We start from the raw sequence: 26,358 nt of genomic DNA on the forward strand, positions 1-26,358 counted from the left end.
TGCATAAAGGAGTCCTCCTTGTTTGATGATGGGTCAATGGTCGTTGACACTCATGCATCATACTAGAGGGCTCCTTTTCTTTCAAGACCTCGAACATCCTTCAAACAGGAATGCTGCTCCGTTAGTTGAAGAAGAGGTGAGTAGATTTTGCTCATAAATAAAAACTGAACTAAATTTTATAAATATAGTTCAATTTAAAAATATACTATGGCCGTTTATAAACCTGTAACTTTATCAATTGGTATGGACTTATACCATAATGGTTGATCCAAATTAAAATAGTCATGATCTTCTAAAATGAGATGGATTCTTTCCAATGCATCATCAAAAGATTGTTCATCATATTTTTTCGTCCACACAATCGTAGAGACGATATTCATCGCTGCATAAAGGGCATATATTCGCCAAAATGTATCGTTTGGAGATTCTGTAATATAGCCATTTATTTGTCCAATACAAAATGGTATACTATGTCTTCTGCTAAACAATGAAAGATTATAAAAATCATGATATGGGTCACCAAAATCATAGCCATTAAAATCAATTACGCCATTGTACGTGTTATTTTGTACAATGGCGTAGATGAAAATCATCATGGAGTAATGTTATAGGTCGATCTTTAAGAAGATAGAAATTGTTTTCAATAAAGTTTAATATTTTATGCTCTTTTGGCAGTTGATAGCTATCTTTTTTATATTCATTTAAATAAAAACTGAATTTCTTTTTTTGAGCTTCTTCCCATTGTATCGTTTGTGGGGCATGGGCATGTAGCTGATGAATTTTTCTTAAATCTTTCCCAGCAGCAAGACCTATATTAAATTGCGCCACATCAGAAAGATTCCAAATGAATTCATCCGCAGGGTATCCTTCAATATAGCTTAATACCATGACAGAAAGATTAGCCTCATTCAATAAAGTACATTCTATGGCTTTATTCGTTTGTACACCTTGTTTTTCTAATGCTTGAAGCAATGAAAATTCGACGGTTCGTTTTTCATGATATTGTATGTCTGATAATCGTATAAAGTATTGATTTTGGCCGACAGTAACTATGTATTTTTCATCTGGTGAGTATCCTTTTTCGATTTTTTTTATAGATGAATACCCTTTAAGGCTCGATATGTGGTCTATTACACTTTCAATTAACAAAATCTATTCTCCTTTCCATACAATGAAGCCTCAGATATTTGATAGTGACACCTTAAAATCTTAACTTGATATCGATGTGGTGCTACCCCTTATATGATTACAACCATATTTTTGCTAATTGTGAGACTCCTTTTATGATCTCATCCTCACTTAAATTACCCAATCCAAGTAAAATATGTGGATATTGTGGTTTATATTTCGAAAAAGTTTGTGAGCAAGGATGAACTGCTATCCCGTGTTCATATGCACTTTCAATTAGCATTTTTTCAGTCATTTTTGTTTTAACTTCAATAATAACGTAAACTCCTGAGCTACTCCCTTTTATTTCAACATCATTTTTAAAGTGTTTTAGTAATTCCCTATTCAATAGATTCATTTTACGTTTATACAAAGCTTTCATCTTCCTTAAGTGTGAGTACCAATAGCCTTCATTCATGAAGATCGCCAATGTTCTCTGGTGAATAGATGAGGATGTTTGCTCAAGCAAAGGAAGTATCTTTTTATATTCACTTACTAGTCTCTTTGGCAAAACCATATAACTAACCCGGATAGAAGGTAACAATGCTTTTGAAAAAGTTCCTAAATAAACCACCCTATCATTAGAATCTAAGCTTTGAAGAGACGGTATAGGTTGATGGATGTAACGAAATTCACTATCGTAATCATCCTCAATAATATATCCTTCCACCCTTTTTGCCCATTGAATTAACTTTAATCTTTCATTGACGGGGATAGTTACTCCGTATGGAAAGTGGTGAGTAGGAGTGACATATAAAAGTCTAGAAGATGACTGTAAAAGGCGATCGACTACAATGCCTTGTTCTGTTACCGGGATTGGATCAATGATAAATGACTGAAGCGCAAATAAGTCCCTCGCCACATTATATCCAGGGTCTTCTACTGCCAAATATTGATAGTCTTGCTTTAGCAACAGCGTCAAAAGTAATAACAAGTGTTGTGTACTACTGCCAATAATAATCTGTTCAGCAGAAGCATTAACCCCTCTTGATTGGAACAAGTAATCTACTAATGCCTTTCTTAGTTGAATATCACCTTGTTTATCTCCGTATGAAAACATGCTAGAGTCTTTAATTACTTTGTTAGTAAGCATTCTCCATGTTTTCAAAGGGAAGTTCTCTTGATCTACTGTCCCGATTTTAAAGTCAATCGTTTTGATGTCAGTTTGATTCTTTTCATGGTGCTGTTCTTTAATGGGTTCATAATTAAGCGTCTCATCCGATATATTTGCATCTACAAAAAACCCCTTTTTGTTCTCACTTCGAATATACCCTTCCGATTGCAATTGTTCATAAGCTAGCTGAGTTGTGTTTCTACTGACCTCTAGTTGGAGAGCAAGTTGCCTAATCGATGGCAACTTCGTATTCCACTCTAATTTGCCAGATAAAATCTGAGTACGTATGTATTGATAAACTTGTTGGTACATAGGAATATTACTTTCTCGATTGATATTAAAAATTAGCTCATTCATCATTGAAATACCTCATCTGTCATTTGTGTTTATTGTAAACTGTACCTTTTAGAAATGACAGTATAAATGAATAATGAATTTAGAAAAAGGTCACTGATGACAATATTTATGTACATATTTTGTTTGATTGTACGGGGAATTAACTTGATAGCAGTAAGAATTCAAGGAACTTCTGTCATCTTGGGAGGTCTTAGCCTAAGTTCCTCTGTTTCAGCGGGTGGTTTGACACTACAAGGAATTTAATATTTTAGAGGAGGTGGAAATATTGGATAAACCTCGATTATGGACAAGGGATTTTATCAGTATTGCCATTACTAATTTTCTCGTGTTTACAACATTTTTTTATTTATTGGTCACATTACCAATATATACGTTACAAGAATTGCATGGTGCCAAAACTGAAGCAGGACTTATTACTACAGTTTTTTTGATTGCCTCCATCCTAACACGCCCATTTGCAGGTAAATGGATCGAAAAAGCAGGAAAATATGTCGTTTTTATAAGTTCCCTCCTTGTTCTTTTCGCAGCTTCAACTTTGTATTTTATTCCGCAATCTTTGATCGGCTTACTATTTCTTCGCTTTTTTCATGGAATTGGATTTGGAATGGCCACAACGGCCACTGGAGCAATTGTAGCTGATCTCATCCCTGAATCCCGTAAAGGAGAAGGAATGGGGTACTATGGACTAACGCTAAATCTTGCTATGGCTATTGGTCCCTTTTTAGGTTTGACTGTTATGCATCAAACAGCGACAAGTCTAATGTTTATCTTAAATGCATGTTTTGCTTTCTTTGCACTCGTTGCAGGATTATTTGTTAAATTACCTAAGAAAACTTTTATGCCTGAACAGGAAATTGAACGAAAAACAAGCATGAAAATTGGAGATTATTTGGAACGTTCCGCTATTCCTGTATCATTGATTTCAGCTTTCTTTGGACTGATTTATTCAGGAATTATTTCCTTCGTATCCTTATATGCTAAAGAGCAAAGCTTAGTGGAAGCTGCTAGTTATTTTTTTGTTGTATACGCAGTGGTCCTTTTAATTTCACGACCTTTTACCGGAAAATGGTTTGATTTATTCGGGGCAAATATGATCATTTATCCCGCTATTTTATGTTTCGCAGTCGGTACGTTTTTACTGAGTGTATCGAATACGTCCTTGTTATTTCTTACATCTGCAGCCCTTATTGGTGTTGGATGGGGAACTGTATTTCCGAGCTTTCAAACTATTGCTATTCAAGTAGCACCCCCTAAAAAGAGAGCATTGGCTACGGCTACATTCCTTTCTATCTATGATTTTGGATTCGGCATTGGGTCATTTATCTTTGGTATTGCCGCAGCTAAAATTGATTACGGATCAATATATTTTTATTGTTCATTCCTTATCATAATCGGAATTGCTGTTTATTATTTACTACATGGGAGACTATCTCCACATTCTATTGTGAAAAAGGTAAAGAAGGAAATTGCTTAGGGTTTTCACTTCAACAGCATAAAAAATATAATCATTTTCACGCTATTGCAGTGTAAAATAGATTCTTCAACATATGTCATGCTGAACGTAATGAACCTACTAAAAATGTGCGTTTGAAAAGAATAAAACGCCACTTCAACTTAAACATTGAAGTGGCGTTTTGAGTACTCTTTTTTAACTTACCATATCTTCTCCACCCATTCAGGATGATCTATAAATGGATTTCGATTGCCTTGGATTTCGTAAATTTTTTCATTTCTTTGTTTTTCATATCCATCTACAGGATCTTGCTTGTGCCATTGTAAAAGAACAGAAAGCTTACCGTGATAAGGAGCTGTTCCATTATTAACTTTGTCATTTAATTCAAGGTCCACCTTATCGCCAGCTTCATAACGAGTGGCCATATATAATAGGATACGTGCTACATCACCTTTTACGCGATTAGGTGGTTCAAATGAATCTGAATCTTTTAAGCAACCATTACAGCCAGCCACTGGACTTCCACCATTGTCAAAGTCTAAATTTCCTCTTGAGCTATTAACTTGTACATCGGTTGGGCGTAAGTGATGGATATCTGTTCCTGGCCCATTGCTTGTCCCAAAGGTACCATGTGACTTTGCCCACGTATGCTCTCGGTTCCAGTTCCCTACATTGCCACCACTGTTTGTTTTTGGACTAGATTTCCCAGAGTAAAATAAAATCACATTACTCGGATTAGCAGGATCTTCATCCGTATACTTCAATGCATTCCATACATCATCATATGAAAGTACCTTTTGTACTGAAATGATATCATGAAGAGCCTTTTTTAATGCTTGACCTTCCTTGTTATAAGCACCTGTATAATAATCATTAGCAATGACTGTCACGCTGAAACTTGTAGTGACACTTTTCTTTCCATCAGAAGCTGTAACGCCAACAATATGACTACCCTCTGTTAAATTAACTGTTAATATCGTTCCATTTATCGTGCCTTTTGTAGCAGTAAATGAAAGTTTATCACCATCAGGATCGGAAAAATGATTAGTTAAATCAATTTTAATTTCCTCTCCAATAGCTACAGTTTTGTTAGTAATAGGTTCTTTAACGATTGGTTGATTGTTTTCAGCAGGCACAGAAGGATTCACAATCGGTTTTCCCTTTGAATTTGTAAATTTAATTTGCTCAGGAGCTGCACCCTTTTTATAGATGATCGATTGTAAATCTAAATTTTCAGCGCCTCTTATTTCACTGACTTTTGCACCTTCAATTGTGAGTGATTTCACGATAGTGCCTTTAAGGTCAAGAATCATCCCTGCTTTCGCTGGACTTAGGATAACATCAGTCGTCTTAAAGCCCTCCCCATGGAGTTCTGCATAGGCACCTTTAAGGAACACACCTTTTGGAATAACAGATTGAGCATCTAAATGAAGTGCTATACTAGGTTTATTGATTGTTAATTTGTTCTTTTTGAAGTTCTTATAGTCATATACTATTTCAGGTTTAATCGGTTCAACAGTTGAATCATTATTAACATCAATTTGAACCATTACTGGATCATGGTCACTTGCACGACCGGCCATATCTGTAAAATCAGCATTAATATGAAGAATATCAACATCTGTTTTCTCTGCCAAATTGTTTGACACTAAAATATGGTCTAATACTTGTGAATTCCCCTGATATACATATGTGTATCGATCAGAAGCCTCTACTTTATTAATCATATTCGTCATAAATTGACCTTCATGGATTTTAAGCGCATCCGCAAATTGATAATCATTAAAATCACCTAAAGAAACAATGTTTGCATCTGGATTTTTTGATTTAACGTCTCCAACAAAATTAGAAACAATATTGGCGATTTTTTTACGTTGTACTTCACTTCCATACTGTGGAGGCTGAATCGAACCAAATAATGGGGTATCCCCACTTTTAGAATTCCAGTGATTTGCGATCACAATTACATCTTCATCTTGGAATTCAAATTGCGCTGCTAAAGGTTTACGGCTACTTTTAAACGCTTCGTTTGCAGGATCAATACGCCCAGGGTTCACTGTTAATTTCCCATCTTCATAACCAACAGCTGTTGTAGCATCTCCTGCTGGAATACCATCCTTTAACTTCACTCGCTCTGGATTATAAAGGAAGCCAACTCGAATATTTGCATCTGGTGCTCCACCGTCTTGATTGTTAATTGGATCGATATTAACATACTGATACTCGACACCACCTACACCTTTAATGGCATCAATTAATCTTTGATAACTTTGATCCGCTTTTGAATCTCCTGCAGATGGCCCGTTATTATCTTGTACCTCTGTTACACCAACAATATCAGGACTGCCCATATCAATACCAATTGCTCTTGCTAATTTTTTCGCTTTATCATCAGTAGTAGAAGTTTTGTTATTAGAGAAGTTCTCCAAATTATAAGAGGCAATTGTTAACTTATCTTCTGCCTTTACTATTTTTGTCGTCTCAGGTGATGTATTTCCTTTTTCATGAGCTACCTTCATCTCATCTAGAGAAGCATAGATTTTAAAGTTTTGATACGAATAGCCTACGATTCCCGTAATTGGCCCTTTAAATTTATCACCTGTAGCCACTTCAAAATCACGTGCAGCTCCATTCGGTTCTAGTCGGAATTGAACTCTGTTTGGATTTGCATTTTCTTTCTCATGCAATACTCCACCGTGAATTGTGTTTGTTGGTTCACCCTCAAGTACTGTTACTAAATCTCCATGCTCTTGTGGTGCTACCGCTTTCACGTTTCCAACTTCTACTCTCATGCCTTCGATACTTTCCCAAAAATCAATGGCGTCGATTGTTGGATTAAAAATCCCTAGATTATCACTGTCGATTTTACTAAAGGACATTTTTAACTTATCGATTCCAATTGCTTTTGGTAAGGCTACACTACTTTTAATCACTTCCACTTTTCCGTCTTGATCGTCACGCACATTAATTTGTGTTGTTTTTAAATCTGTTTGCTGCCTGTCATCATAGCCATCGTATGCATATTCGCTTACTTTACCTTTAACAGATACTAAATCCCCTACTTTTATTGGCCATGGTTTCTTTCCACTGTACAGAAAAATACCTTCAGAAGTATTTGGATCCTGATCGGCTAATTCATCTGGCGTTTGAATTGTATAATACCAATTATTATTTAACGTGAATGAATAGGTTACGATTCCTTCAATTCCTTCAACTGTTTTACCATCAAATGTTGTAGCATGCCCCGCACCTTGAATATCATGAATTTGTAATTTATCTGCAATGCTATATTCAAATGTAGTTATTTCACTAAACTTGCCATCTATAGATTTAACGATTGTTTTTAAAGTCGTATTTTTGCTAATCTCAATTGGTGTTTCATATTTATGACTTTTCTCAGTTGGCTCTGTACCATCTAATGTGTAATAAATTTCTGCATCTGCTGTGGATGTTGTTAAAGTCACTGTTGTTTTCCCAACAAACGTCCCACTTCCAGGAGATGCGCTAGCAGGCTTTAGTGCTCTACTATCCACTACGATATCTGCTTCTGATCGTGGGATCACCTGATAGTCTTTATCGAACTGTTGAACAATACCAGTGATAGATTCATAGTTTGTACCGACAGTTAAGCCAAGCGAATTCGTCTCATCTCGCACAAGAAAATTCGTTCCGTCATTTGCAGTAAAGTTTGCCCATCCTGCACCTTGTTGAACATCTGTAAGCGTAACATTTTTCACTGTTACTAACTGCGATTCACTATCTTCATTTACTTGAGCCCCTTCTACTACCTTTGGAACAGGTACCCCAGCATTTTCAACTTTTTCAACGATTGTAGCACCATCTAATTGTAGTAAACCACGATAGTCTGCTAACTTCCCTTTTAACGTAACTTCATCCCCGACAGACATAGCTAGACTAGTAGGTCGTACCGCAATACCGCCTGTCTCATCTTGAACGGAAAACGTATTTTTCAAGCCCGCTGCAACTCTACCTTTGACCGTTACCGTTTCACCTACACTTTTATTTCGAGCATCTCCAATTGAGAGAATTGCCGGTACTTCGGGGTCAACAGGCCCTCCTGAATTGCCATCCATTACGTGTTGTCCTAAATTGGATAAATTATCTACCGGTAATGAATCCCATTCCGATGCTACATTAAAAGAATCATTAATAGTTGTATCACCCGTCAAAACTGAACTCTTCCTTACTAAAGTTACATCTTTAGCAAAATCTGCTGAAGAACCAACTTGTCCAATGGAATCGACTATTTCACCAGATTTTCTTAATACGACTGGATCATTTCCATTGAAATTAATAACCGTTATGTTTTCTAGATTTCCTTTTGCTTTAATGTTTGGATCTGCATCTTTATGATGTAAAACATACGTAGCACCGTTTTCTAGAGTACCTGTTAAACTCACTTTATTCTTTGCGGTAGCTTCTCCGTTCGTATGAAGCTCTAGCGTATAATTACTTAAATCAACCGCGGCACCTGTACCATTATAAATTTCAATCGCTTTATTGAAGGAAGTTCCTTCAATATACTCTGAAATGATTAAATCCTTTGCAAGTGTTTCTGCATTTACTGTAATGGGTGCTACAGGTGCGGTAATACTTGCGACTAGAGTTGTTGCTAAAAAGGTATTTAACGGCTTCTTCCAATTCTTCTTTGACATCAGGTTAATTCTCCTTTCAATTTAAAGAATGTCAGTTTTTTTTGCAAAAGATACTTTCGGTTTAGGTCTATACCGTACAGATGACAATTATCGCGTACGCCATGTCGTAAATGGTCGAACTATTCAAAGCATATTTCCCCATTACATATATATGTAATCATATTATTATTAATTCACTATTTTTATAGTATTTATATTATGTTAATGATTTGTAATAATAGAAAACACATCTACTACAGGGATTTTAACAATTTATAACATAATTTTAACATATAAATAAAATTAGACACTTACCTAAAATGCTTAATTATAAAAAACTAAAACGGGCTAATTGATTTAGGCAAAAAGAAAATAGTCTCTTAACCAGTTACTGGCCAAGAGACTATTTTCTACCTTTCTACTACTTTTGTATCAACATTATTATGTGGAAGTATAGCTGCTCATCGGACGCGCCCAGTCGGAACGGTAATCACCCCCACTCTTTGCCGAAAAGCCATACACTATTGCAGATGGCTCCTTCTTTCATTGACACAACATAATAAAGGGCAGATGAAAGTCTATTCATCTGCCCTTCTATTTATTTTTGTTTCTTTTTATAAATGATCGTACCTACAACAAGTAAAAGTAAAATCGCTTGTCCAATCATTGTTTCTACTGTTGGATAGAAACCAATGATGTTGACAACTGGCAAGCCATCGACAATAGTTGTTGAAACTGAATCCCTTAACTGCAATGTATGCAGACTGACACCAATAATTTTAAATGCCAATACGTAGATTAACACCGTAGCTACAGCGAAAAATTTATGAATTGGAATTTTTCCACTTGCTCTAAATAATACAAATGCAAAAATAGCTAATATTAAAAGTGCTACTACGATCCCTAGTACAAACTGAGTTGTCTCCATTTTAGGTGCAATTCCTGCATAGAAGACAAGTGTTTCTGCACCTTCACGGAAAACAGATAAAAAGCTAATTGATGCCATCGCAAACACCGAGCCAGTAGAGATGGCATTGCCCATTTGTTTGGAAATATAACGGTTCCAGCTTACCACACTCGATTTACTATGGAGCCAAATACCTACTCCAATCATCATTGCTGCTGCAAGTAAACCAACATAACCTTCCATTAACTCTCGATTAGAATCAATCGTTGCAGAATTAAAAATCGTAGACATTAATACCGCAGCAACTGCAGATAAAAGAATCCCTACAAATGCGCCAACATAAATCCATTTACGCATTGATTTTTGACCTGATTTGTCTAAGAACGATACTAAAGCTAAAATAATGAGCAGAGCTTCTAGCCCTTCACGCAGTAAAATAAGAGCAGCATCCCAAAAAGAATAATTTGTATTCCCTTGGATCAGCTCGATTTCGGTACGAATAGTAGCTAGCTTGCTTTTTATACCTTCTTTATCAACTGATGATTTTAATAAATCACTCGCGATAATCGGCATTTCACTTTCAATTTTAGTATATAGACTACCATTACGAGTGGAGATTTCAATTTCCACACTTGGCCAGATTGTAATAAATTCTCGAATTTTATCAGAAGCTGCTTTAAAATCACCTGCATCGATAAAATCGTTTGCCTCATCAATATAAGCAATTAATGTAGCTAATGAATATTCCCCTTCCACTACTTCTGCTGTTTCCTTACCAGCCACAAAATCCTCTATTGTTTGCTTTAAGTCAGCAAATTGGGATTTCATAAGTTCTACATCAGGTTTCTCAGCGGAAATGGAAATGCGTAAAAACGCCATTTGTGTTTCAATTTGCCCATACATCGCGATACTTTGCTCACGCACAGGTCTTTCGTTTTTATTCCATTTAATATTAAAGTCTTTATAGGCTTCATCAATTGCTGTGATGTCACCACCTACTAAAGCTTTCTCAAAGTCCCCCATGATTGGCTTGAACTTTTGCCCAAATTCTGCACGCTGTGCCGCTTCATCAACAGGATTCTCAAGCTTTTCTAATGCACGTAAGGCATTTGACAATTCAGATAGTGCCTTTAAACGTTCATCCTTAGTTGTAGCTTCAACTGCTTGTGCAAGAATATTATCAACTTTTTCTTTTGCTTTCTTTTGCTCTGATGTAACCGATGCCCAGTCTGTTGCAAACTGTTCAAGGGCTTGGTCGGCTTCGGATTCCTTATCCTGCTTCGTATTCATTAGTGCATCACTAATAGAAATGTATAAGTGACTATAAGATTGCGCTGCCTGCACGGGTACAGCAAGTGTCAATAACAAGCAAAGTACTAAGCTACAGCGCGTTAAAAAGTGCTTCACCTATATAACTCCCCTTTTGTACACCAGGGAAGCAAGCGAACACTGCGCTGCCTCGATGTGTAGTATACTCATTCATTTTATCTAAACGTCCTAAGCTATTTTGAACTGTTATAAATTGGGCTGGGTCTTTTTGATAAGAAATAAACATAAGTCCCGCATCATGCGCACCTGTATTCGTCATAACACCCGAGGCATAAGAATACGAACGACGTAACATACGTGCACCTGATTTACGTGCCAAATGTACGTGTGACGTATCTGGCATAATATACTCACCTTTACTATCCTTCGCTTCTACATCGAAATCATCGAACTCTTTCTTTTTACCAAAAGGTGCACCACTATCGCGATAACGACCAAATGTTGCCTCTTGATCTTTCAAAGATGTGCGATCCCATGTTTCAAGGTGCATTTGAACTTTACGTGCGACTAAATAAGAGCCACCTTTTAGCCATCCTTTATCGACCCATACAACTTTATTTAAATCTTTGTCATCGGCAGTCGATGGATTTCCAGTGCCATCCTTGAATGCAAATAAATTTCTCGGTGTTCCGCCACCAGCAGGGAATGAGTTAAAGCCTGCTTGAGACCATTTAATTTCTACCTTACCAGATGCTGCACGAACTAAGTTACGTACTGCGTGGAATGCCACCTGCGGATCATCCGCACATGCCTGAATACAAAGATCTCCACCTGTAAGTTCTTTTTGTAGCTGATCTTTTGGGAAATGTGGTAAATCATTTAATTCTGCAGGCTTCAAATGTTGGATCCCGAGCTTATCAAACAAAGATGGGCCAACACCAATAGTAATTGATAAATTTGAAGCGTCTAAACCTTCTGCTTCACCTGTATCTCCTGTAGGAACTCTAGTATTTGTTGTTAAATCTACCATTAATTCACCATTCATTAAACGTACAACAAGAGGTGTCCATTTTTTGAACAACTCTTGTAGGTCTTTCTTTGATGTAAATAAAACATCTAAAGAAGCAAAATAAATATTTGTCTGAACTGGTGTAATAATGCCAGATTGATGTTTTCCATAAAAATCAACTTTATTACGTGCAGTCGTGCTATCCGCAACAGGCTCGAACACATCGTAGCCCATTACTTTCATAACACCACCTAAGCCAGAAGCACCGATCGCTATACCAGCTGCTCCGATACCTGTTAGCTTTAACATGTCACGTCTTGATATTTTTTTATTCATCCATTTTTCATCATTTGACGCTGTCATTTATTATCACTCCAAAAATTACTCTAAAATAATACCCATTTGACTTAATGGTTCACCAAGTTGATTAACTGCTGCTGAAAGTGCTTTTGTATCTTCATCAGTTAATTTTTCGTAAGAAACATATCCGCCATCAGCAGTCGCATGCTTCGCTAATAAATCATCTACTGCTTTAAATTTTTCATCTAATGTAGCAACTAAGTCTTTATCTTTCGCTTCTAATTTAGAACGTAAGATTTCAAAGATTTTTTCTGCACCTTCAATGTTTGCTTTAAAGTCATAAAGGTCTGTGTGAGAATAGATTTCTTCTTCACCAGTGATTTTTGATGTTGATACTTCATTTAATAAATCAACCGCACCTGTAATCATTAAATCAGGTGTAACTTCTACAGTTTGAACTAATGCGTGTAATTCTTTTGCGTCTGCTAGTAATTGATCTGCAACAGCCTCGTAGCCTGCCGTTTTGTTTTCTACCCAAAGCGCATGTTCTAGCTTATGATAGCCTGACCATTCTTCTTCGCCCTTACCTTCTTCTTTAATATCAGCTAAACGACCGTCAATACGTGGGTCCAGGTCACCAAAGCTCTCTGCGATTGGCTCCGAACGCTCGAAATACATACGTGCCGGTGCATAGGCTGCTCTTGCTTCTTCAATTTTACCAGCTTTAAATGCTTCGACAAATTTTTCTGTTTCTACTAAAAATTGATCCATTTGCTCTAATGCAAATGTTTGATAGGCTGCTAGTTCTGCAGATAAATCAACTTTTGTAGCTTTTTCTGCTTGTTCTGTTGCTGGCTTATCGTCTTTTTTAGCTTCGTCTGTATTTCCACAGCCAGTCATTAGAATGCCTCCTGCAACTAATACTGACAATAATGATGTTTTTTTCATGCTAAGTACCTACTTCCGAAATAGTTTATATCGAGAATGATAATGATTATCAAATAGAATTGCAAGAAGTATTTTTATTTATAGAAAAAAACGACATTTTAAAGTTGATCTAATTAGATAACTAGAAAAATGACGTTTTTTCCACAATATAATTATTATAAACTACGAAATTTTCGCATGATTTCTATTTTCATATTTTCCATATAAGAAATAATAAAGGATAATTGATACTAAAATTACAAATACCATCGCAAAGAAAATGGCACTGTACCCCGAAGTCGGAATGAAGAATCCTAAGAAATAGGGTCCAACCCCTAAACCTAAATCATATAAAATAAAATATGTCGAGGTCGCAAGTCCTAAACGCTCATTTGGTGTAACTTTTATAGCTATTGCTTGCGCAACTGAATTGAAATTGCCATAACCGATCCCTATGCAAGCTGCGGCTAGTAAAAATACAACACTACTTGTCGCGGTACTAAAGGCATACATTCCGAGTGCAAAAATAACTAAACAAGGGTAGATAACAATGTTCGCACCTCTATTGTCTAGTAATTTCCCTGTAAAAGGACGTGTCGCTAAAATAACAATTGCATATATAATAAAGAAATAACTTCCCGCTGTTACTAAATCAAGCTCTTTCGCGTAAAACGTCATAAATGACATAACTCCTGAATAGGCAAAGCCAATAACGAGCGCCACAAAAGCAATTGGCACAGCACGCATTTCAATAAAATTAGTGAGCTTAAAGCCTGTTTTCTCCGCCATCTCTTTGGCATTCTTCGGTGCATCTGGAACGGTTACGATAAAATACAACAAGAAGCATACAATAGCTAATACGGAATCGACAGCAAAAATCATCCGATAATCTTCAAACAGCTGCGTTAGAAGGATACCTACAAACGGTCCGATAGCTGTAGCTAAAATAGCACTCAAACTGTAATAACCAATACCTTCTCCTCGTCGATCAGACGGTAAAATTTGTGCAATAATTGTTCCTGTCGCCGTACTAGCCATCCCAAGTGCAATACCCTGTACTAAACGATTGACCATTAGAAGCGGCAAATTCATCGCGATAAAATAAGACATCGTGGATAGCATAAACAATAATAATCCACAAAATAATGTTTTTTTGCTACCCCAATCCCCAATAATACGCCCTGTCCCAAGACGACCAAATAAAGTACCAATAATAAAAATACTCGATACAAGCCCTGCCGTACTAGTCGAAGCACCAAAATGCTCAACCGCATAGCCTGCAATCGTTACCATCAATAAAAAAAATATTAATGTAATGGTAAAATTAATAAGTGAGACGATTAAAAAGTCCTTCGTCCAAAGTTTATGTCTAGTTGCTTCCACTTTTTTCTCTCCTACCGATTAATGTTTGCACAAATGTTCGCTAACACTTGTGTCGCAATTTCAATATCCCGCTCGGATACCCCCGCGAGTGCCTGTTCCATAGTTGGTTTTAAATGCGCTTGAATTTCTTGCACAATCTCTTCACCATTAGCCGTCAATTGTACAAGCTTTTCGCGCTTATCCCTACCCGCTACCGTTTCCACGTAGCCAAGCTCCACAAGCTTTTGCACAAGCCTCGTCACACTCGGCTTTTCAATAAACATAATATTAGCAATGTCCACAAATGTATGTGGCCCTTTATCCATCAATAACCGAAGAAGAGCCCATTGAGAGCTATACAACTGATATTTCCCTAACTGCACATTTATTAGATTGATAAACGGTCTATACATTAAGCGGTACTGATTAAAAAATTCTTGTTCGATCGTCAACATTACCACTCCTTTTTAATTAGTTAGCCTAACTAACTATACGCTTTTAGTTTTTATTTGTCTAGTAGGAATTAGTGGGGAAATTCGGGGTTTTGAGCGGGGTTTTCGTTGAGCTGGTCGTTCTATCCGTCATTTTGAGAAGACTTTTCGTCGACGTTAGTTCTATCCGTCTCCTTCGAGTTTCTATCCGTCGATACCTTAGTTCCTTCCGTCGCTTCAATACTTCTTTCCGTCGTTGAGTTCTTGCTTTCCGTCGACCTTAGTTCTATCCGTCTCTATCGAGTTTCTATCCGTCGATACCTTAGTTTCTTCCGTCGCTTCAATACTTCTTTCCGTCGTTGAGTTCTTGCTTTCCGTCGACCTTAGTTCTATCCGTCTCTATCGAGTTTCTATCCGTCGATACCTTAGTTTCTTCCGTCGCTTCGATACTTCTTTCCGTCGTTAGCTCCTTGCTTTCCCTCGCCCCAAGGCTTATATTCTTCTAAATAGTAAAAAATCAGACCGCTTGATTTTCTACTTTTTATTTAATAATTAAATACTTCCTATTACGCTTTGTTCCCTCAGCTTTCAATGGTAACTTTTGTAGTAATTTATAAGCTGTATTCGGCGAATCTATTGCAAAAAACTCACAAAAGCTTTTATTTGTTAACGTTTCGCCTACTAGCAATCGATAATCCTCAAGAGTCCTAAAAATAGCCTCGTTATTAACTTCCCCACAGCGTTGACAATACCAATTTGGATAACGATAGTTCAAAGGCTGTCTATTTAAACATCTTTCACATAGCACTCCTTTTACTATATCCCTGGCAGGCAATACTATTTCTCTTTTGATTGGCCTATGCATGGACAATAATTTTGAAGCAAATTGAAAAAGTTTTTCCTCCTCCACTACTGTCTCTTTATGCTGTTGAAGCCATTCTCGCACGTGATACCGTAAACCTTGTACATGAAAAATAGGTTGTCCCCTTAAATTCTTCGATAAAATAGCATTTTTCGTTGCTAAAACGACAGCATAATGAACGGGAATCTCAAGCCTCGACTGTTGTAACATACCCACCATCCACTCCATATGTCGTCTACTTTGATGAATTGGATTCGTCATTCCCTCGACATCGCCTTCTGCTGTAGTTCGCGTAAATTGATAATAAGATTCATCGAAATCTAGAAATCCTGTCACATTTTTAATTTCGAGTATCAAAATAAAATGAGGACATAGTAAAACGGTGTCTATTTGATGAGTAGTACCAAAGTGATTAAATATTTGTAAATCATGAAGAAAATAATGAGGCTGAGGTAAAATGATTTCAAGCCATTCGGCATCTACTCTTTGCTCTCCAGCAAAGCCTGCGTGTATACGCCTCAACCTCTCAAAATAATTCATGTATTCAGTATGTGTACTAGGTAATCTTCGTATCAAAGCCTCTAAAATTTTGTGTTGCTTCGATTCCTGACGTTCTAATAAAATCAATTTTTTCACCTCCTATACCTATTTTATTAGAAAAGAACTTCATAAAAAGAGGTTCCAAAAAACTTGAAACACTCGTAGTACAAATTAAATTTTTCACCTACTTTTTTAGACAGAAAGAACGGAAATATTCCAACGTTTCAGCTCTAGCTAGTAATTTTTTGATTGCTTTCCGTCGGTATCCTAGTTCCTTCCGTCGCTCTAAGACTTCTATCCGTCGATGAGACTTGGCTTTCCTTCGCTACAATTTCTATCTGTCGCCTTGAGATTGCTTTCCGTCGCTTTTTCCAACTAAAAGGCCCCCAATGTATCAAACGGAATCTGTTCACCATTTTTATATAAATCAATGTATTCATAATTAGCATCTTTCGTAAGTTTAAAAATATGCTGCGTAATACCTTCGTCGTTTTGATTTTCTACTTCATCAATGTTTATTACAATCGTATCGTCCTTACTCTTCACGCTGACCATAACAGTTCCCTTTGTATTTATCACAATATAAGAGCGTTTTTCACCATCATTAATCATTTGTACATAATCTTCCATTCCAAGGATGTTTAATATTTCTTGAAGTTCCTTTGATACAGATTTTACTTCAGTAATTGCTAATGTTGAATTACATGCTGACAATGAAATTATCGAACATAATAAGACAATTACTATTTTCCTCATGTACCATCACTCCCCATTTACATTAATGTTTCTTATTCAACAAATATTCCCAAAAACCGATCAACAAAAAAACAACCGAACAGCCAAAGCCATTCAGTCGTTTTTTCGTAGTAAATATAAAAAATATGGGGCGCCGATACAGGCTACAACAATACCTGCTGGCACGGTCGCACTCGAAATAACTACGCGGCCAATTGTATCTGCAACCATAAGTAAGCTGGCACCGATTAATAATGTGAGTGGTAAAAAGAATTGATAGCGCGGTCCAACGAGCTGCTTTGCAATATGGGGAGCCATCAGACCGATAAAGGCAATGCCCCCTGTGATCGAGACAGCTGCCGCAGCTAACGCGACAGAGACTACTAATAATTGCAAACGCTCTCGTTCGATGTTTAGGCCTAAGCCAACCGCTGTTGGTTCGGTCATTGCAAGCACATTTAACACATTTGCTTTATACAAAATAAATGGAATGCCTAGCACTATCCAAGGCAATAAAGCCCAGAAAAATGGCCAGTCTGTTCCCCAAACATTACCCGCAAGCCATTGTGCGATAAATTGCACATCACTACGCTCAGCAGAAGAAACTAATATCATCATTACACCTGCTAAGGCAGATGCAACACCTACCCCGACTAAAATGAGTTGGACCGGCTGCACACCCACATTGCGCTTATATGAGAAAAAGTAAATGAGGAGTGCCGTTAATAAAGCGCTGGCAAATCCGACAAGTGGTAACACATACGCGAAATGAGGTAAATCACCATCAACAAGGATATAAAACAGCGTAATCCCTACACCTGCTCCAGCATTAATTCCAATAATACCAGGGTCCGCTAAATCATTACGTGTTACCCCTTGCAAAACAGCACCTGCTAATGCTAATGCCATTCCTGCTGCTGCTAGTACAAATAATCTTGGTAAGCGAACAGAAAACAGTACGAATGATTCTTTGAAGCTGCCGTCTCCAAGTAAAATCGGTATTATGCGATCAATCGAAACTGAAGCTGCTCCCATTGAAATACCCATTACAAAAATAGCTATTGTTAATAGCGTCCAAACCATGAGCCATCTACGTTGTTTTTTTCTTCCAATTTTAAACAATTTGACGACCTCCCTTCCGAACAAGAAGTAAGAAGAACGGAAGGCCGATAATTGAAATAATTGCAATTACCGGTGTTTCATATGGGGCATTAATCATTCTACCTGCAAAATCTGCAGTCACCATTAAACATCCACCGATAATAGCACTCATTGGTAAGACAAATCGATAGTCTGTTCCAACAATTGCTCGGACAATATGTGGTACCATTAACCCAACAAATGCTAAATTGCCTACTAGCGCAACAGCGGAGCCTGCAAGAATTACAACGACAAACATCATAATTCCTTTAATGGCTGTTGTTTTTTGTCCTAATCCGACAGCTACTTCTTCATTTAAACTTAAAATGGTTAATTGACGACTAAACCCAAAAGCTACCGCTAATCCTATTACAATAACAGGAACAATTATTAAAACTTTCCATGTAGTGCCAATTAAACCACCACTCGTCCACATCGAAACATCTTTTGAAATTTTAAATAATATTCCCGTTCCATCTGCTATTGCTTGTAATAGAGCAGATACGGCTGCCCCAGCTAAGACTAACTTTAATGGAGAAAAGCCATTCTTCGTTGAAGCGCCAATACCATAGACAACAATCATCCCTACACCCGCACCTATGAAACATGCAAAAATAAACATATAGTACGAGGTATTTGGAATAAACGCCATCGTCAATGCCAGTGCCGCATTTGCACCTGCTGTTAGACCAAGGAGACCTGGATCTGCTAATGGATTTCTAGTAACCCCTTGCATAATAGCCCCAGCAACTGCAAGTGCACTACCTACAAAAATAGCAGCAATAATACGAGGAAATCGAATTTCACGTAATACAGAGTAGTGCTTGCCACCGTCTTGTCCGACAATCGCTTGATAAACATCTTGAATACTCGTATTAGCCGCGCCTATACAAAGCGAGATCGTAACTGTAACTGCTAATAAGATCAGTGCAAGCAATACTTGAAGCCAAAACGGGAAATTTCGAAACTTTATCATTTGCCTTCGCTACTCTCTACTGAAATTATTGTAAAAATTTCTTTTCAAAGAAATCTAGTTGATAATCTAAAGTTTTTGGATCATTAAAGTAAAATTCATTGCCACTCACTTCAAATAAATGACCATTCTTCACCGCTTCTAAATCTTTAAACCATGGAGCATTTTTAATGGCGCTATCCTCACCTTTAAACGTACTAAAGATCACATAGTCACCTGCATATTCATTTAATACTTCTGTAGAAATTGCAAAATAACCTGGTTTTAAAGCATCTTGTTTTACTTTTTCAGGCATTTTCAAGCCCATTTCTTGATATAAAATTTCTGTTCCTCGACCCCAGTTATCTCCATACACATACATTTGTTTATTAAACATTTCTGCGACAGTAACCGTTGCATCTTCGCCGATTTTTTCTTTAATTTTTGTACCTGTCGCTGCAGCACGTTCTTTAAAATCTTTTACCCAATCAGTTGCTTCTTTTTCTTTGTTCACAACTTTACCGATTTCGATGAATTGCTGTAAATAATCCACTTTACCATAAGTGAACAACACAGTTGGTGCGATTTCTCCTAATTTATTTGCATTTTCAATACCATTTAAACCAATAATTAAATCTGGCTCAAGCTCAATAATTTTTTCGATATCCGTATTTTCAACAACTACTGCATCTTTAATATCATCTTTGAAGTTTGGATTATCTGCAGCCCATGAATCAATACCGACAACATTAACGTCAAGCTGTAGTAAATGCCCAACAAATGAAGATAATACAACTACACGTTTAGGGTTTGCTGGTACTTCAACAGGGCCAGCTTCTGATTGATACGTAATCGTATCTGCAGATGCCTTATCTTTAGAGCCCTCATCCGTCTTCTCTTCTTTATTGCCGCACGCTGCAAGCACTAGTACGACCATCATAAACATTGGTAATAACCACTTTTTCATAAATCTTTCTCCTTTTAAACTGTTTGTAATAAGTTATATGTAATGCACATTGGCTTATCAGTACGTGGATCCTTACCAATTACTGCATCAATATTAAACACTTTTTCTAATACTTCAGGTACTATAACTTCCTCTGCAGTACCAAACTTCACAAGCTCTCCTTTTGATAGCGCAACAATATAATCTGAAAAGCGTGCTGCCTGATTTAAATCATGTAGCACCATAACAATTGTGCGTCCTTCTTCTTCGTTAAGCTTGTTAAGTAATTCTAAAACTTCTAACTGATGGGCCATATCTAAATAAGTTGTTGGCTCATCTAAAAAAATAATATCGGTCTCTTGAGCTAATGCCATCGCGATCCACACCCGTTGACGCTGTCCACCTGATAAAGCATCAACTGTGTTCAGACGAAAGTCATCCGTTTTAGTTACCTTTAAGGCCCAGTCAATCATTTCTTTATCTTTTTGAGATAAATTACCGAAGCCCTTTTGATATGGAAATCGACCGTAGGATACAAGCTCTTCCACTGTTAAACCATGTGCACTTTCCGGACTTTGTGGCAATATGGCCAGCTCTTTCGCTAATTCTTTTGTATTCATCTCGGAAATATTTTGACCATCTAGTATGACTTGTCCACTCTTATGCTTCAATATCCTTGTAATAGCCTTTAAAAGTGTAGATTTACCACACCCATTGGAACCAATGATAGTCGTTATTTTACCGTCTGGAATTTGTAACGATAAATCATGCACAATCGTTTTGTCCTCGTAGCCGATACGAATCGATTCAACTTGTAAACGCACGACGTAACCTCTCTTTCCTTTTTGTTCTTTCCATGCTATGATAGCGATTAGCCGACAATGATAATCATTATCACTAGAATTAGTCTAGTTTTCTTATGTAGTTTTGTCAAATACTTTTTTATTATTTTTTTAGGATGTGGTGATATATATGCAACATTTATATGATGTAACAATTATTGGTGGTGGTCCTGCAGGCCTATACAGTGCCTTTTATAGTGGTTTACGAGGATTGAAAACGAAATTAATTGAGAGTCAACAACAGCTTGGTGGTAAAGTTTTACTTTATCCTGAAAAGCTAATTTGGGATATCGGTGGTCATCCCCCTATATTGGGAGAACAATTTGTGAAACAGTTAATTGCACAGGCAAAAACGTTTCATCCTACCATTTTAACAGGTACAAAAATCGATTTTATCGAGCGCCAAGATGATATTTTTGTTCTTCATACTGCGCAAGGAGATAAACATTATTCTAAAACCGTTCTTTTAGCCGTTGGTGGTGGTATTATTAATCCTCAAAAGCTTTCACTAGAAGGTGCAGAAAAATATGAAATGACTAATTTACACTATACCGTACAGTCATATCAACGTTTTGTAGACAAGGAGATCATTATTTCGGGAGGCGGAAATGCTGCGATCGACTGGGCAGTTGAACTAAGTCCTATCGCCAAAAACGTAACTGTTGTTTATCGTAAAGATAAGTTATCCGCTCATGAGGCAACAATTCAAGAGGCTTTAGATGCTGGCGTAAAGATTGAGTGTAATACGACTATTACAAAATTAACTGCCGATGCCGACAAAACAGCCATCCAATTAGTGACATGTGAAAATACACAAACAAAACAAAGCTATACGCGTCAAATTGATGAAGTCATCGTTAGTCATGGCTATAACCGTGAAGCATCATTAGAATTGGAACAAGCAATCACCATTCCTAAAAAAGATGATTACTATTTTGAAGGGAAAGCAACGGGAGAAACCGCACAGCCTGGAATTTTTGCAGCAGGTGATATATTAGCGTTTGAAGGAAAAATCAACCTCCTTCTAGGGACTTTCCAGGATGCAGCCAATGCCGTGAACTCTATTAAAACGTATTTAGAGCCCTCTGCCTATCGTCAAGGGGTCGTGTCATCACATAATGAAGTATTTAAAGAGAAAAATCGCACTATTATCGAAAAACAACTTTCAACAAAATAATCATTAAATGAAATAATCAATAACCCCTCTTAAGAATTTACTCTCTTAAGAGGGGTTTTAATATGTTCAACTAAAAAAAATCATTTTACATTCTATCTTAAGAAATTAATAAAAGCCCCCATTTGTCTTAACATATTAACTCCATATGTTATTGTTCCCGCATGGCCCATAATTGTATTTAAATGCTGTGGTAATCTTCCAAATCTAGAAGTTTGGGGTTGCTGGTAAGGGTTAAAAAAGGGTTGCCCTTGTCTACCTTGCATGGGAGGGCCAAAACCTTGTCTATAGCTTGGTGGAAATGGTCTCATTCTAGAATTAGGCGGATAAAATGACATCAATACACCCCCTATCATATATCTTTTAACTAGTATACGTATGTATTTTTTTATTGTTTAGACTATCGGAGAAGTTGCTCAAAAATAATATATAAATTGAATTCCATTAATTTATGAAGGTTCTTTATTACAACTTCGGCTCTTGCCGGAACCATACTTTTTTAAATTTCATATTATACAAAAATACGAATAAAGAAGGGATTCCGATTCAAAATTCGAAATATCTAGAATTTCTTTCCAAGTTTGGTGTTGGCGGTGCGCATCCTGGTGGTCTTAATTTAACAAAGGAACTATTCAAAGCTGAGAACATTGGTGAAAATCCTTATATTTTAGATGTAGGCTGTGGTACAGGCCAAACCGCTGCCTATTTGGCAGAGACGTATGAAGCAAAAGTAACAGGCATCGATATTAATTCTGTCATGGTCGCAAAAGCTAAAAAGAGAATGAAAAAAAATCGCTTACCCGTAAAAATAATGCAATGCTCAATTGAACAAGTACCTTTACCCGATCATACATTTGATTTTATTATTTCTGAATCTGTGCTTTCTTTTGTCAATAAACCGAATGCACTTAAAGAAATCTTTCGTTTATTAAAGAATGGCGGTCGGTTTATTGCTATTGAATTTACTATTCATCAACCGCTTGAAGAGAAAATTGAAAAAGAAATCAAAGAGTTTTATGGATTTGATTCGTGTTCAATGAAAAAGGATTGGGTAGATTTATTTAACCAGGCTGGTTTCAAACATATTCGTATACAAAAAAACAAATCGATTTTCTCAATACCCGAGCTTAATCACTCAGAGGATATTGAACCTGAACTATATGAAGTAATGGATAAACATTTTGAAATGATCTTAAAGTATGAAGGGCTATTAGATTATAGAATTTATTCATGTACTAAATAGTAGCATGTCACGTTATTCAAAAAGAAAGCATTAATCGCAACTGCTATCTATATGAAAAGAGTAGGAAACTCGTATTCAAAGACAAGTCTCCTACTCCAATATTAATTCCTTTGTAGTATCGACTGAAATCAATCCTTCGTTCTTCTTCCCTTCCCTTAGTCATTCATTTCCATGTTCTGATCTTTATGAATCGTAGCTGCATGAATGCCCTCAATAAAGGTATTAATTAGGATTGAAAAGCTTTTATTGATATCTAATGGCATCCCGAATCCCCCCATTTGTTCGATTGAAGAGAATCCATGTAGAAAACTTCGTAATCCTCTGACCATATGAATCGCAGTTTCTTCTTGCAAATGATAGGCATCTAGCACTTGAAGTACCAGTTGTACAACAGACTGTTGGGCTTGCTGTAATTCTTGATCATTCACATCTGGAAAGCGAGTACTAGCATCATACAACCCCGGATGTTCTCTAACAAGTTGAAGATATGCTTGACTAATTGCACGAATGGCTTCATCACCCGAACGTCCTACTGCAGCTCGTAGCATATATTCATGTAGTTTTTTTACGCCTTGAATGGCTAATTTCTGTTTCAATTCATTTAACCCATCAAGGTGGTTATATAAGGACGGTGGCCGTACTTCCAATTTTTCAGCTAATAGGCCAATTGAAAGTTGGTCCAATCCTTGCTCATCAGCTATCTCTGTTGCCTTTTGTAAAATAATAGATAAATCTAACTTTATACGACGGGACATTTTTTTCACTTCCTATTTAGAGGATAAAAAAGCTTTTTCTGCTTTAGCAATGGCTATGTTCAAACGCTCCTGCGGTTGCTTTAACATCTTCCCATGCCCTACAGCAAGTAAATTTGGATTCAGATCGCTTAATTTTTTTGCACTTATTAGAGCAGTCTCTTTATCCCATGTAGCAAGAGCAGGAAATGGAAACAACGGATTCATCATTCCAGGTACTATTAACTTTCCTCTAGTTACAAGGGCATCACCCGCTATTAAACTTCTATTACGTGGGTCAAATAGAGAAATGGAACCAGGTGTATGCCCTGGAGTTGCAATCACTTCTAATGAACCAACACGATCACCTTCTTCAAGTAATACATCCGGTTTAGTTTTGATATTTTTTGGAAGGCCACCACGAATTGGGGTGTTTTTTTCATTTGGTAGCAAGGTACTATTTCCTCCCAATAGAAGCGCATCTCTAGAAGAAATGTACACTTTACTATATGGTAATAATTCTTTTAACGTATCTAGCGCTCCAATATGATCATTATGTGCGTGGGTAAGAATTATTCTCGTAATCGGTTTTCCGATATTTTCAGCAGCTTTTATTATACTTTTTGCACTATATGGTAATGCTGCATCGATCAGTGTAAGCTCGTTTTCTTCTTCCACGAAATAACAATTAACAGGAAAAATCCTCGGCATAAAGGACAATTGAAACACTGTCCCACTATTTTCAACTTTCATTTCACATCATATCCCCTCTACAAACTAATTGTATTTCAATTTTAACTAATCATATTAGTTTTCGCAATATTTATTTTTTAAATAAAATTCTTTTTTTTACACTAATTACGGATGTAAAAACTATAGCCATATAAATCCCATTCATTTTCCGAAAACAATAGACTACGATTTAATAATGTCCCCCCCTTCCGAGATGGCCTTGCTTTACTTTTGATACACCTAAAAATGACACCTGTCATAAAGAACCTTTGACTGGTGTGAATATGTTTTTTCCTGTCGTTTTTTTATCATTAATGTAAGAAAACAAAGAAAGAGTGATTTCATAATGAAAGTTCAACAAAGATTACCCTTAATCGATATATTACGAGGCTTTGCTGTATTAGGGACACTTGGCACAAATATTTGGATATTTGCTTATCTTGGTGATATTTCGTATATCACGACGAGCAATTATTCAGGTTGGTGGTCATTGAACGATTTTTTACGAATGGTAGTCCTATTTTTCGTAAACGGTAAACTTCTTGGTTTATTAACAATCATGTTTGGTGTTGGTCTGGAATTAAAATATCAGCAAGCTTTACGAAAAGGAAATGCTTGGCCAGGAATGTATATTTGGACAATAGTCTTTTTATTTATGGAGGGGCTTATCCACTTCACCTTTGTCATGGAATACGATATTTTAATGAGCTATGCTGTGACAGCCATCATTGTTGCTTTTATTGTTAAATTTGGTGATAAAGCGATTAAACGCGCTTTATACGTTTTTGGTAGTATCCACGCAGTAATGATTTCGCTAATTTTAGTCAGTGCATTGCTTGGTGCCAACACTTCACTTGCTGGCGTCGATCCTGTTAGTCTTTATGAAAATGGTACTTGGTTTGAACAAATACAATATCGTTTAACAAATTTTCTGTATTATAGAACGGAAGCTATTTTTATTATCCCGATGAATATCTTTTTATTTTTACTTGGTGTTAAGCTGATGAGAAATGGTGTATTTTCGCAAAATGACAAAGGACGTCAGGCACGTCAAAAGCTATTTAAAATCGGTATTTTTATTGGAGTACCATTAAATCTTCTAATCTTTATTCCTGGAGGAGTAATTGATTTACCTGCTCGTTATTTATTCGCACCAATTCTATCTATTGGTTATATTGGAATATTAGGTAAAATGGTAGAATATAAGAAGTTTGATTGGTTATGGAAGAGATTTGGTGAGATTGGGAAAATGTCTTTAAGTTGCTATGTACTTCAAAATACTATTGCATCTATTATTTTCTACGGCTGGGGCTTAGGTTTAGGTGGGAAATTGAATAGCATTGAAGTTATTGGTATTTGGTTAACCCTTTCCCTCCTCCAACTTTTCATTGCACATATTTGTATCAAGCATTTTCATGTTGGACCTATGGAATGGATAAGAAAACATGCCATTCAAAGTGTCACGCAGAAATAATCGACAAGGGCTGGTGTGAAATATAAAGATTTATCC

21 protein-coding genes and 1 pseudogene are annotated in these 26,358 nt (G+C 36.7%); 5 read left to right on the top strand and 17 right to left on the bottom strand.

Annotated elements, in window-relative coordinates; all coding sequences use genetic code 11:
• Nucleotides 1–215: 215 nt before the first annotated feature.
• The 3 genes from ACVYAD_RS03365 to pdxR all read right to left on the bottom strand — a co-directional run bounded on the left by ACVYAD_RS03365 (nt 216) and on the right by pdxR (nt 2,638).
• Nucleotides 216–596, bottom strand: coding sequence for a hypothetical protein (locus ACVYAD_RS03365; RefSeq protein ID WP_476424600.1), 381 nt, complete (start codon nt 594–596; stop codon nt 216–218).
• On the bottom strand, nt 562–1,149 hold the full coding sequence (locus tag ACVYAD_RS03370) for an aminoglycoside phosphotransferase family protein (protein ID WP_476424601.1): 588 nt from the start codon (nt 1,147–1,149) through the stop codon (nt 562–564). The genes ACVYAD_RS03365 and ACVYAD_RS03370 overlap by 35 nt, the downstream gene beginning before the upstream one ends.
• A 97-nt stretch (nt 1,150–1,246) precedes the next feature.
• On the bottom strand, nt 1,247–2,638 hold the full coding sequence (gene pdxR, locus ACVYAD_RS03375; protein ID WP_476424924.1) for a MocR-like pyridoxine biosynthesis transcription factor PdxR: 1,392 nt from the start codon (nt 2,636–2,638) through the stop codon (nt 1,247–1,249).
• A gap of 96 nt (nt 2,639–2,734) precedes the next feature.
• Here pdxR and ACVYAD_RS03380 point away from each other — a divergent pair.
• Both ACVYAD_RS03380 and ACVYAD_RS03385 read left to right on the top strand, forming a co-directional pair.
• Nucleotides 2,735–2,821: pseudogene (locus tag ACVYAD_RS03380) on the top strand (DMT family transporter); the annotation flags it as partial.
• A gap of 82 nt (nt 2,822–2,903) precedes the next feature.
• Complete coding sequence (locus ACVYAD_RS03385; RefSeq protein WP_476424603.1) at nt 2,904–4,112, top strand: MFS transporter; 1,209 nt, start codon at nt 2,904–2,906, stop codon at nt 4,110–4,112.
• A 179-nt stretch (nt 4,113–4,291) separates the two neighbouring features.
• On the opposite strand, the gene ACVYAD_RS03390 is transcribed toward ACVYAD_RS03385, so the two are convergent.
• The 12 genes from ACVYAD_RS03390 to ACVYAD_RS03445 form a co-directional block, all read right to left on the bottom strand.
• Nucleotides 4,292–8,767: an endonuclease gene (locus ACVYAD_RS03390; protein ID WP_476424605.1), complete on the bottom strand. Its 4,476-nt coding sequence runs from the start codon at nt 8,765–8,767 to the stop codon at nt 4,292–4,294.
• 577 nt (nt 8,768–9,344) lie between these two features.
• Nucleotides 9,345–11,060: an FTR1 family iron permease gene (locus ACVYAD_RS03395; protein WP_476424607.1), complete on the bottom strand. Its 1,716-nt coding sequence runs from the start codon at nt 11,058–11,060 to the stop codon at nt 9,345–9,347.
• Entirely contained in the window at nt 11,035–12,294 is a 1,260-nt protein-coding gene (efeB, locus tag ACVYAD_RS03400; protein ID WP_386830942.1) for an iron uptake transporter deferrochelatase/peroxidase subunit, read from the bottom strand. The genes ACVYAD_RS03395 and efeB overlap by 26 nt, the downstream gene beginning before the upstream one ends.
• An 18-nt stretch (nt 12,295–12,312) precedes the next feature.
• On the bottom strand, nt 12,313–13,179 hold the full coding sequence (efeO, locus tag ACVYAD_RS03405) for an iron uptake system protein EfeO (protein WP_476424610.1): 867 nt from the start codon (nt 13,177–13,179) through the stop codon (nt 12,313–12,315).
• Between the two features lie 162 nt (nt 13,180–13,341).
• The gene (locus tag ACVYAD_RS03410; RefSeq protein ID WP_476424612.1) at nt 13,342–14,541 is read right to left on the bottom strand and encodes an MFS transporter; all 1,200 of its coding nucleotides are present in this window, start codon (nt 14,539–14,541) and stop codon (nt 13,342–13,344) included.
• Nucleotides 14,542–14,552: 11 nt separating this feature from the next.
• A complete protein-coding gene (locus ACVYAD_RS03415; protein WP_476424614.1) occupies nt 14,553–14,972 on the bottom strand; it encodes a MarR family winged helix-turn-helix transcriptional regulator in 420 nt (139 codons plus the stop codon).
• Between the two features lie 520 nt (nt 14,973–15,492).
• Complete coding sequence (locus ACVYAD_RS03420) at nt 15,493–16,440, bottom strand: nuclease-related domain-containing protein (protein ID WP_476424615.1); 948 nt, start codon at nt 16,438–16,440, stop codon at nt 15,493–15,495.
• Nucleotides 16,441–16,728: 288 nt separating this feature from the next.
• Nucleotides 16,729–17,109 carry a hypothetical protein gene (locus ACVYAD_RS03425; protein ID WP_476424617.1) on the bottom strand — a complete coding sequence of 127 codons (381 nt, stop codon included), beginning with the start codon at nt 17,107–17,109 and terminating at the stop codon, nt 16,729–16,731.
• Nucleotides 17,110–17,202: 93 nt separating this feature from the next.
• On the bottom strand, nt 17,203–18,210 hold the full coding sequence (locus ACVYAD_RS03430; protein WP_476424619.1) for a FecCD family ABC transporter permease: 1,008 nt from the start codon (nt 18,208–18,210) through the stop codon (nt 17,203–17,205).
• Nucleotides 18,203–19,204 carry a FecCD family ABC transporter permease gene (locus ACVYAD_RS03435; protein WP_476424621.1) on the bottom strand — a complete coding sequence of 334 codons (1,002 nt, stop codon included), beginning with the start codon at nt 19,202–19,204 and terminating at the stop codon, nt 18,203–18,205. The genes ACVYAD_RS03430 and ACVYAD_RS03435 overlap by 8 nt, the downstream gene beginning before the upstream one ends.
• 25 nt (nt 19,205–19,229) lie before the next feature.
• Nucleotides 19,230–20,147, bottom strand: coding sequence for an iron-hydroxamate ABC transporter substrate-binding protein (locus tag ACVYAD_RS03440; RefSeq protein ID WP_476424622.1), 918 nt, complete (start codon nt 20,145–20,147; stop codon nt 19,230–19,232).
• 14 nt (nt 20,148–20,161) lie between these two features.
• Nucleotides 20,162–20,950: an ABC transporter ATP-binding protein gene (locus ACVYAD_RS03445; RefSeq protein ID WP_079560181.1), complete on the bottom strand. Its 789-nt coding sequence runs from the start codon at nt 20,948–20,950 to the stop codon at nt 20,162–20,164.
• A 148-nt stretch (nt 20,951–21,098) separates the two neighbouring features.
• Here ACVYAD_RS03445 and ACVYAD_RS03450 point away from each other — a divergent pair, with 148 nt between their 5' ends.
• Together ACVYAD_RS03450 and ACVYAD_RS03455 are read left to right on the top strand one after the other, a co-directional pair.
• Nucleotides 21,099–22,145: an NAD(P)/FAD-dependent oxidoreductase gene (locus ACVYAD_RS03450; RefSeq protein WP_476424623.1), complete on the top strand. Its 1,047-nt coding sequence runs from the start codon at nt 21,099–21,101 to the stop codon at nt 22,143–22,145.
• Between the two features lie 448 nt (nt 22,146–22,593).
• Nucleotides 22,594–23,385, top strand: coding sequence for a class I SAM-dependent methyltransferase (locus ACVYAD_RS03455; protein ID WP_386830960.1), 792 nt, complete (start codon nt 22,594–22,596; stop codon nt 23,383–23,385).
• A gap of 155 nt (nt 23,386–23,540) precedes the next feature.
• Here ACVYAD_RS03455 and ACVYAD_RS03460 read toward each other — a convergent pair whose 3' ends face one another.
• Together ACVYAD_RS03460 and ACVYAD_RS03465 are read right to left on the bottom strand one after the other, a co-directional pair.
• Nucleotides 23,541–24,140 (bottom strand): TetR-like C-terminal domain-containing protein, encoded by a 600-nt coding sequence (locus ACVYAD_RS03460; protein ID WP_476424626.1) that lies wholly within the window; start codon nt 24,138–24,140, stop codon nt 23,541–23,543.
• A 12-nt stretch (nt 24,141–24,152) separates the two neighbouring features.
• On the bottom strand, nt 24,153–24,869 hold the full coding sequence (locus tag ACVYAD_RS03465) for an MBL fold metallo-hydrolase (RefSeq protein WP_476424628.1): 717 nt from the start codon (nt 24,867–24,869) through the stop codon (nt 24,153–24,155).
• Nucleotides 24,870–25,194: 325 nt separating this feature from the next.
• Between ACVYAD_RS03465 and ACVYAD_RS03470 the strand changes: the two genes are divergently transcribed.
• Complete coding sequence (locus tag ACVYAD_RS03470) at nt 25,195–26,322, top strand: DUF418 domain-containing protein (RefSeq protein WP_476424630.1); 1,128 nt, start codon at nt 25,195–25,197, stop codon at nt 26,320–26,322.
• Nucleotides 26,323–26,358: the final 36 nt, after the last annotated feature.

This window comes from Lysinibacillus sp. G1-3, from assembly GCF_056322905.1.

Excerpts from the sequence above, each read along its gene's own strand:
- ACVYAD_RS03365 (WP_476424600.1), bottom strand. The coding sequence starts at position 596 with ATGATGATTTTCATCTACGCCATTGTACAAAATAACACGTACAATGGC.
- ACVYAD_RS03440 (WP_476424622.1), bottom strand. The coding sequence starts at position 20,147 with ATGAAAAAGTGGTTATTACCAATGTTTATGATGGTCGTACTAGTGCTT.
- ACVYAD_RS03465 (WP_476424628.1), bottom strand. The coding sequence starts at position 24,869 with ATGAAAGTTGAAAATAGTGGGACAGTGTTTCAATTGTCCTTTATGCCG.
- pdxR (WP_476424924.1), bottom strand. The coding sequence starts at position 2,638 with ATGAATGAGCTAATTTTTAATATCAATCGAGAAAGTAATATTCCTATG.
- ACVYAD_RS03435 (WP_476424621.1), bottom strand. The coding sequence starts at position 19,204 with ATGATAAAGTTTCGAAATTTCCCGTTTTGGCTTCAAGTATTGCTTGCA.
- efeB (WP_386830942.1), bottom strand. The coding sequence starts at position 12,294 with ATGACAGCGTCAAATGATGAAAAATGGATGAATAAAAAAATATCAAGA.
- ACVYAD_RS03455 (WP_386830960.1), top strand. The coding sequence starts at position 22,594 with ATGAAGGTTCTTTATTACAACTTCGGCTCTTGCCGGAACCATACTTTT.
- ACVYAD_RS03450 (WP_476424623.1), top strand. The coding sequence starts at position 21,099 with ATGCAACATTTATATGATGTAACAATTATTGGTGGTGGTCCTGCAGGC.
- ACVYAD_RS03390 (WP_476424605.1), bottom strand. The coding sequence starts at position 8,767 with ATGTCAAAGAAGAATTGGAAGAAGCCGTTAAATACCTTTTTAGCAACA.
- ACVYAD_RS03460 (WP_476424626.1), bottom strand. The coding sequence starts at position 24,140 with ATGTCCCGTCGTATAAAGTTAGATTTATCTATTATTTTACAAAAGGCA.
- ACVYAD_RS03425 (WP_476424617.1), bottom strand. The coding sequence starts at position 17,109 with ATGAGGAAAATAGTAATTGTCTTATTATGTTCGATAATTTCATTGTCA.
- ACVYAD_RS03470 (WP_476424630.1), top strand. The coding sequence starts at position 25,195 with ATGAAAGTTCAACAAAGATTACCCTTAATCGATATATTACGAGGCTTT.
- efeO (WP_476424610.1), bottom strand. The coding sequence starts at position 13,179 with ATGAAAAAAACATCATTATTGTCAGTATTAGTTGCAGGAGGCATTCTA.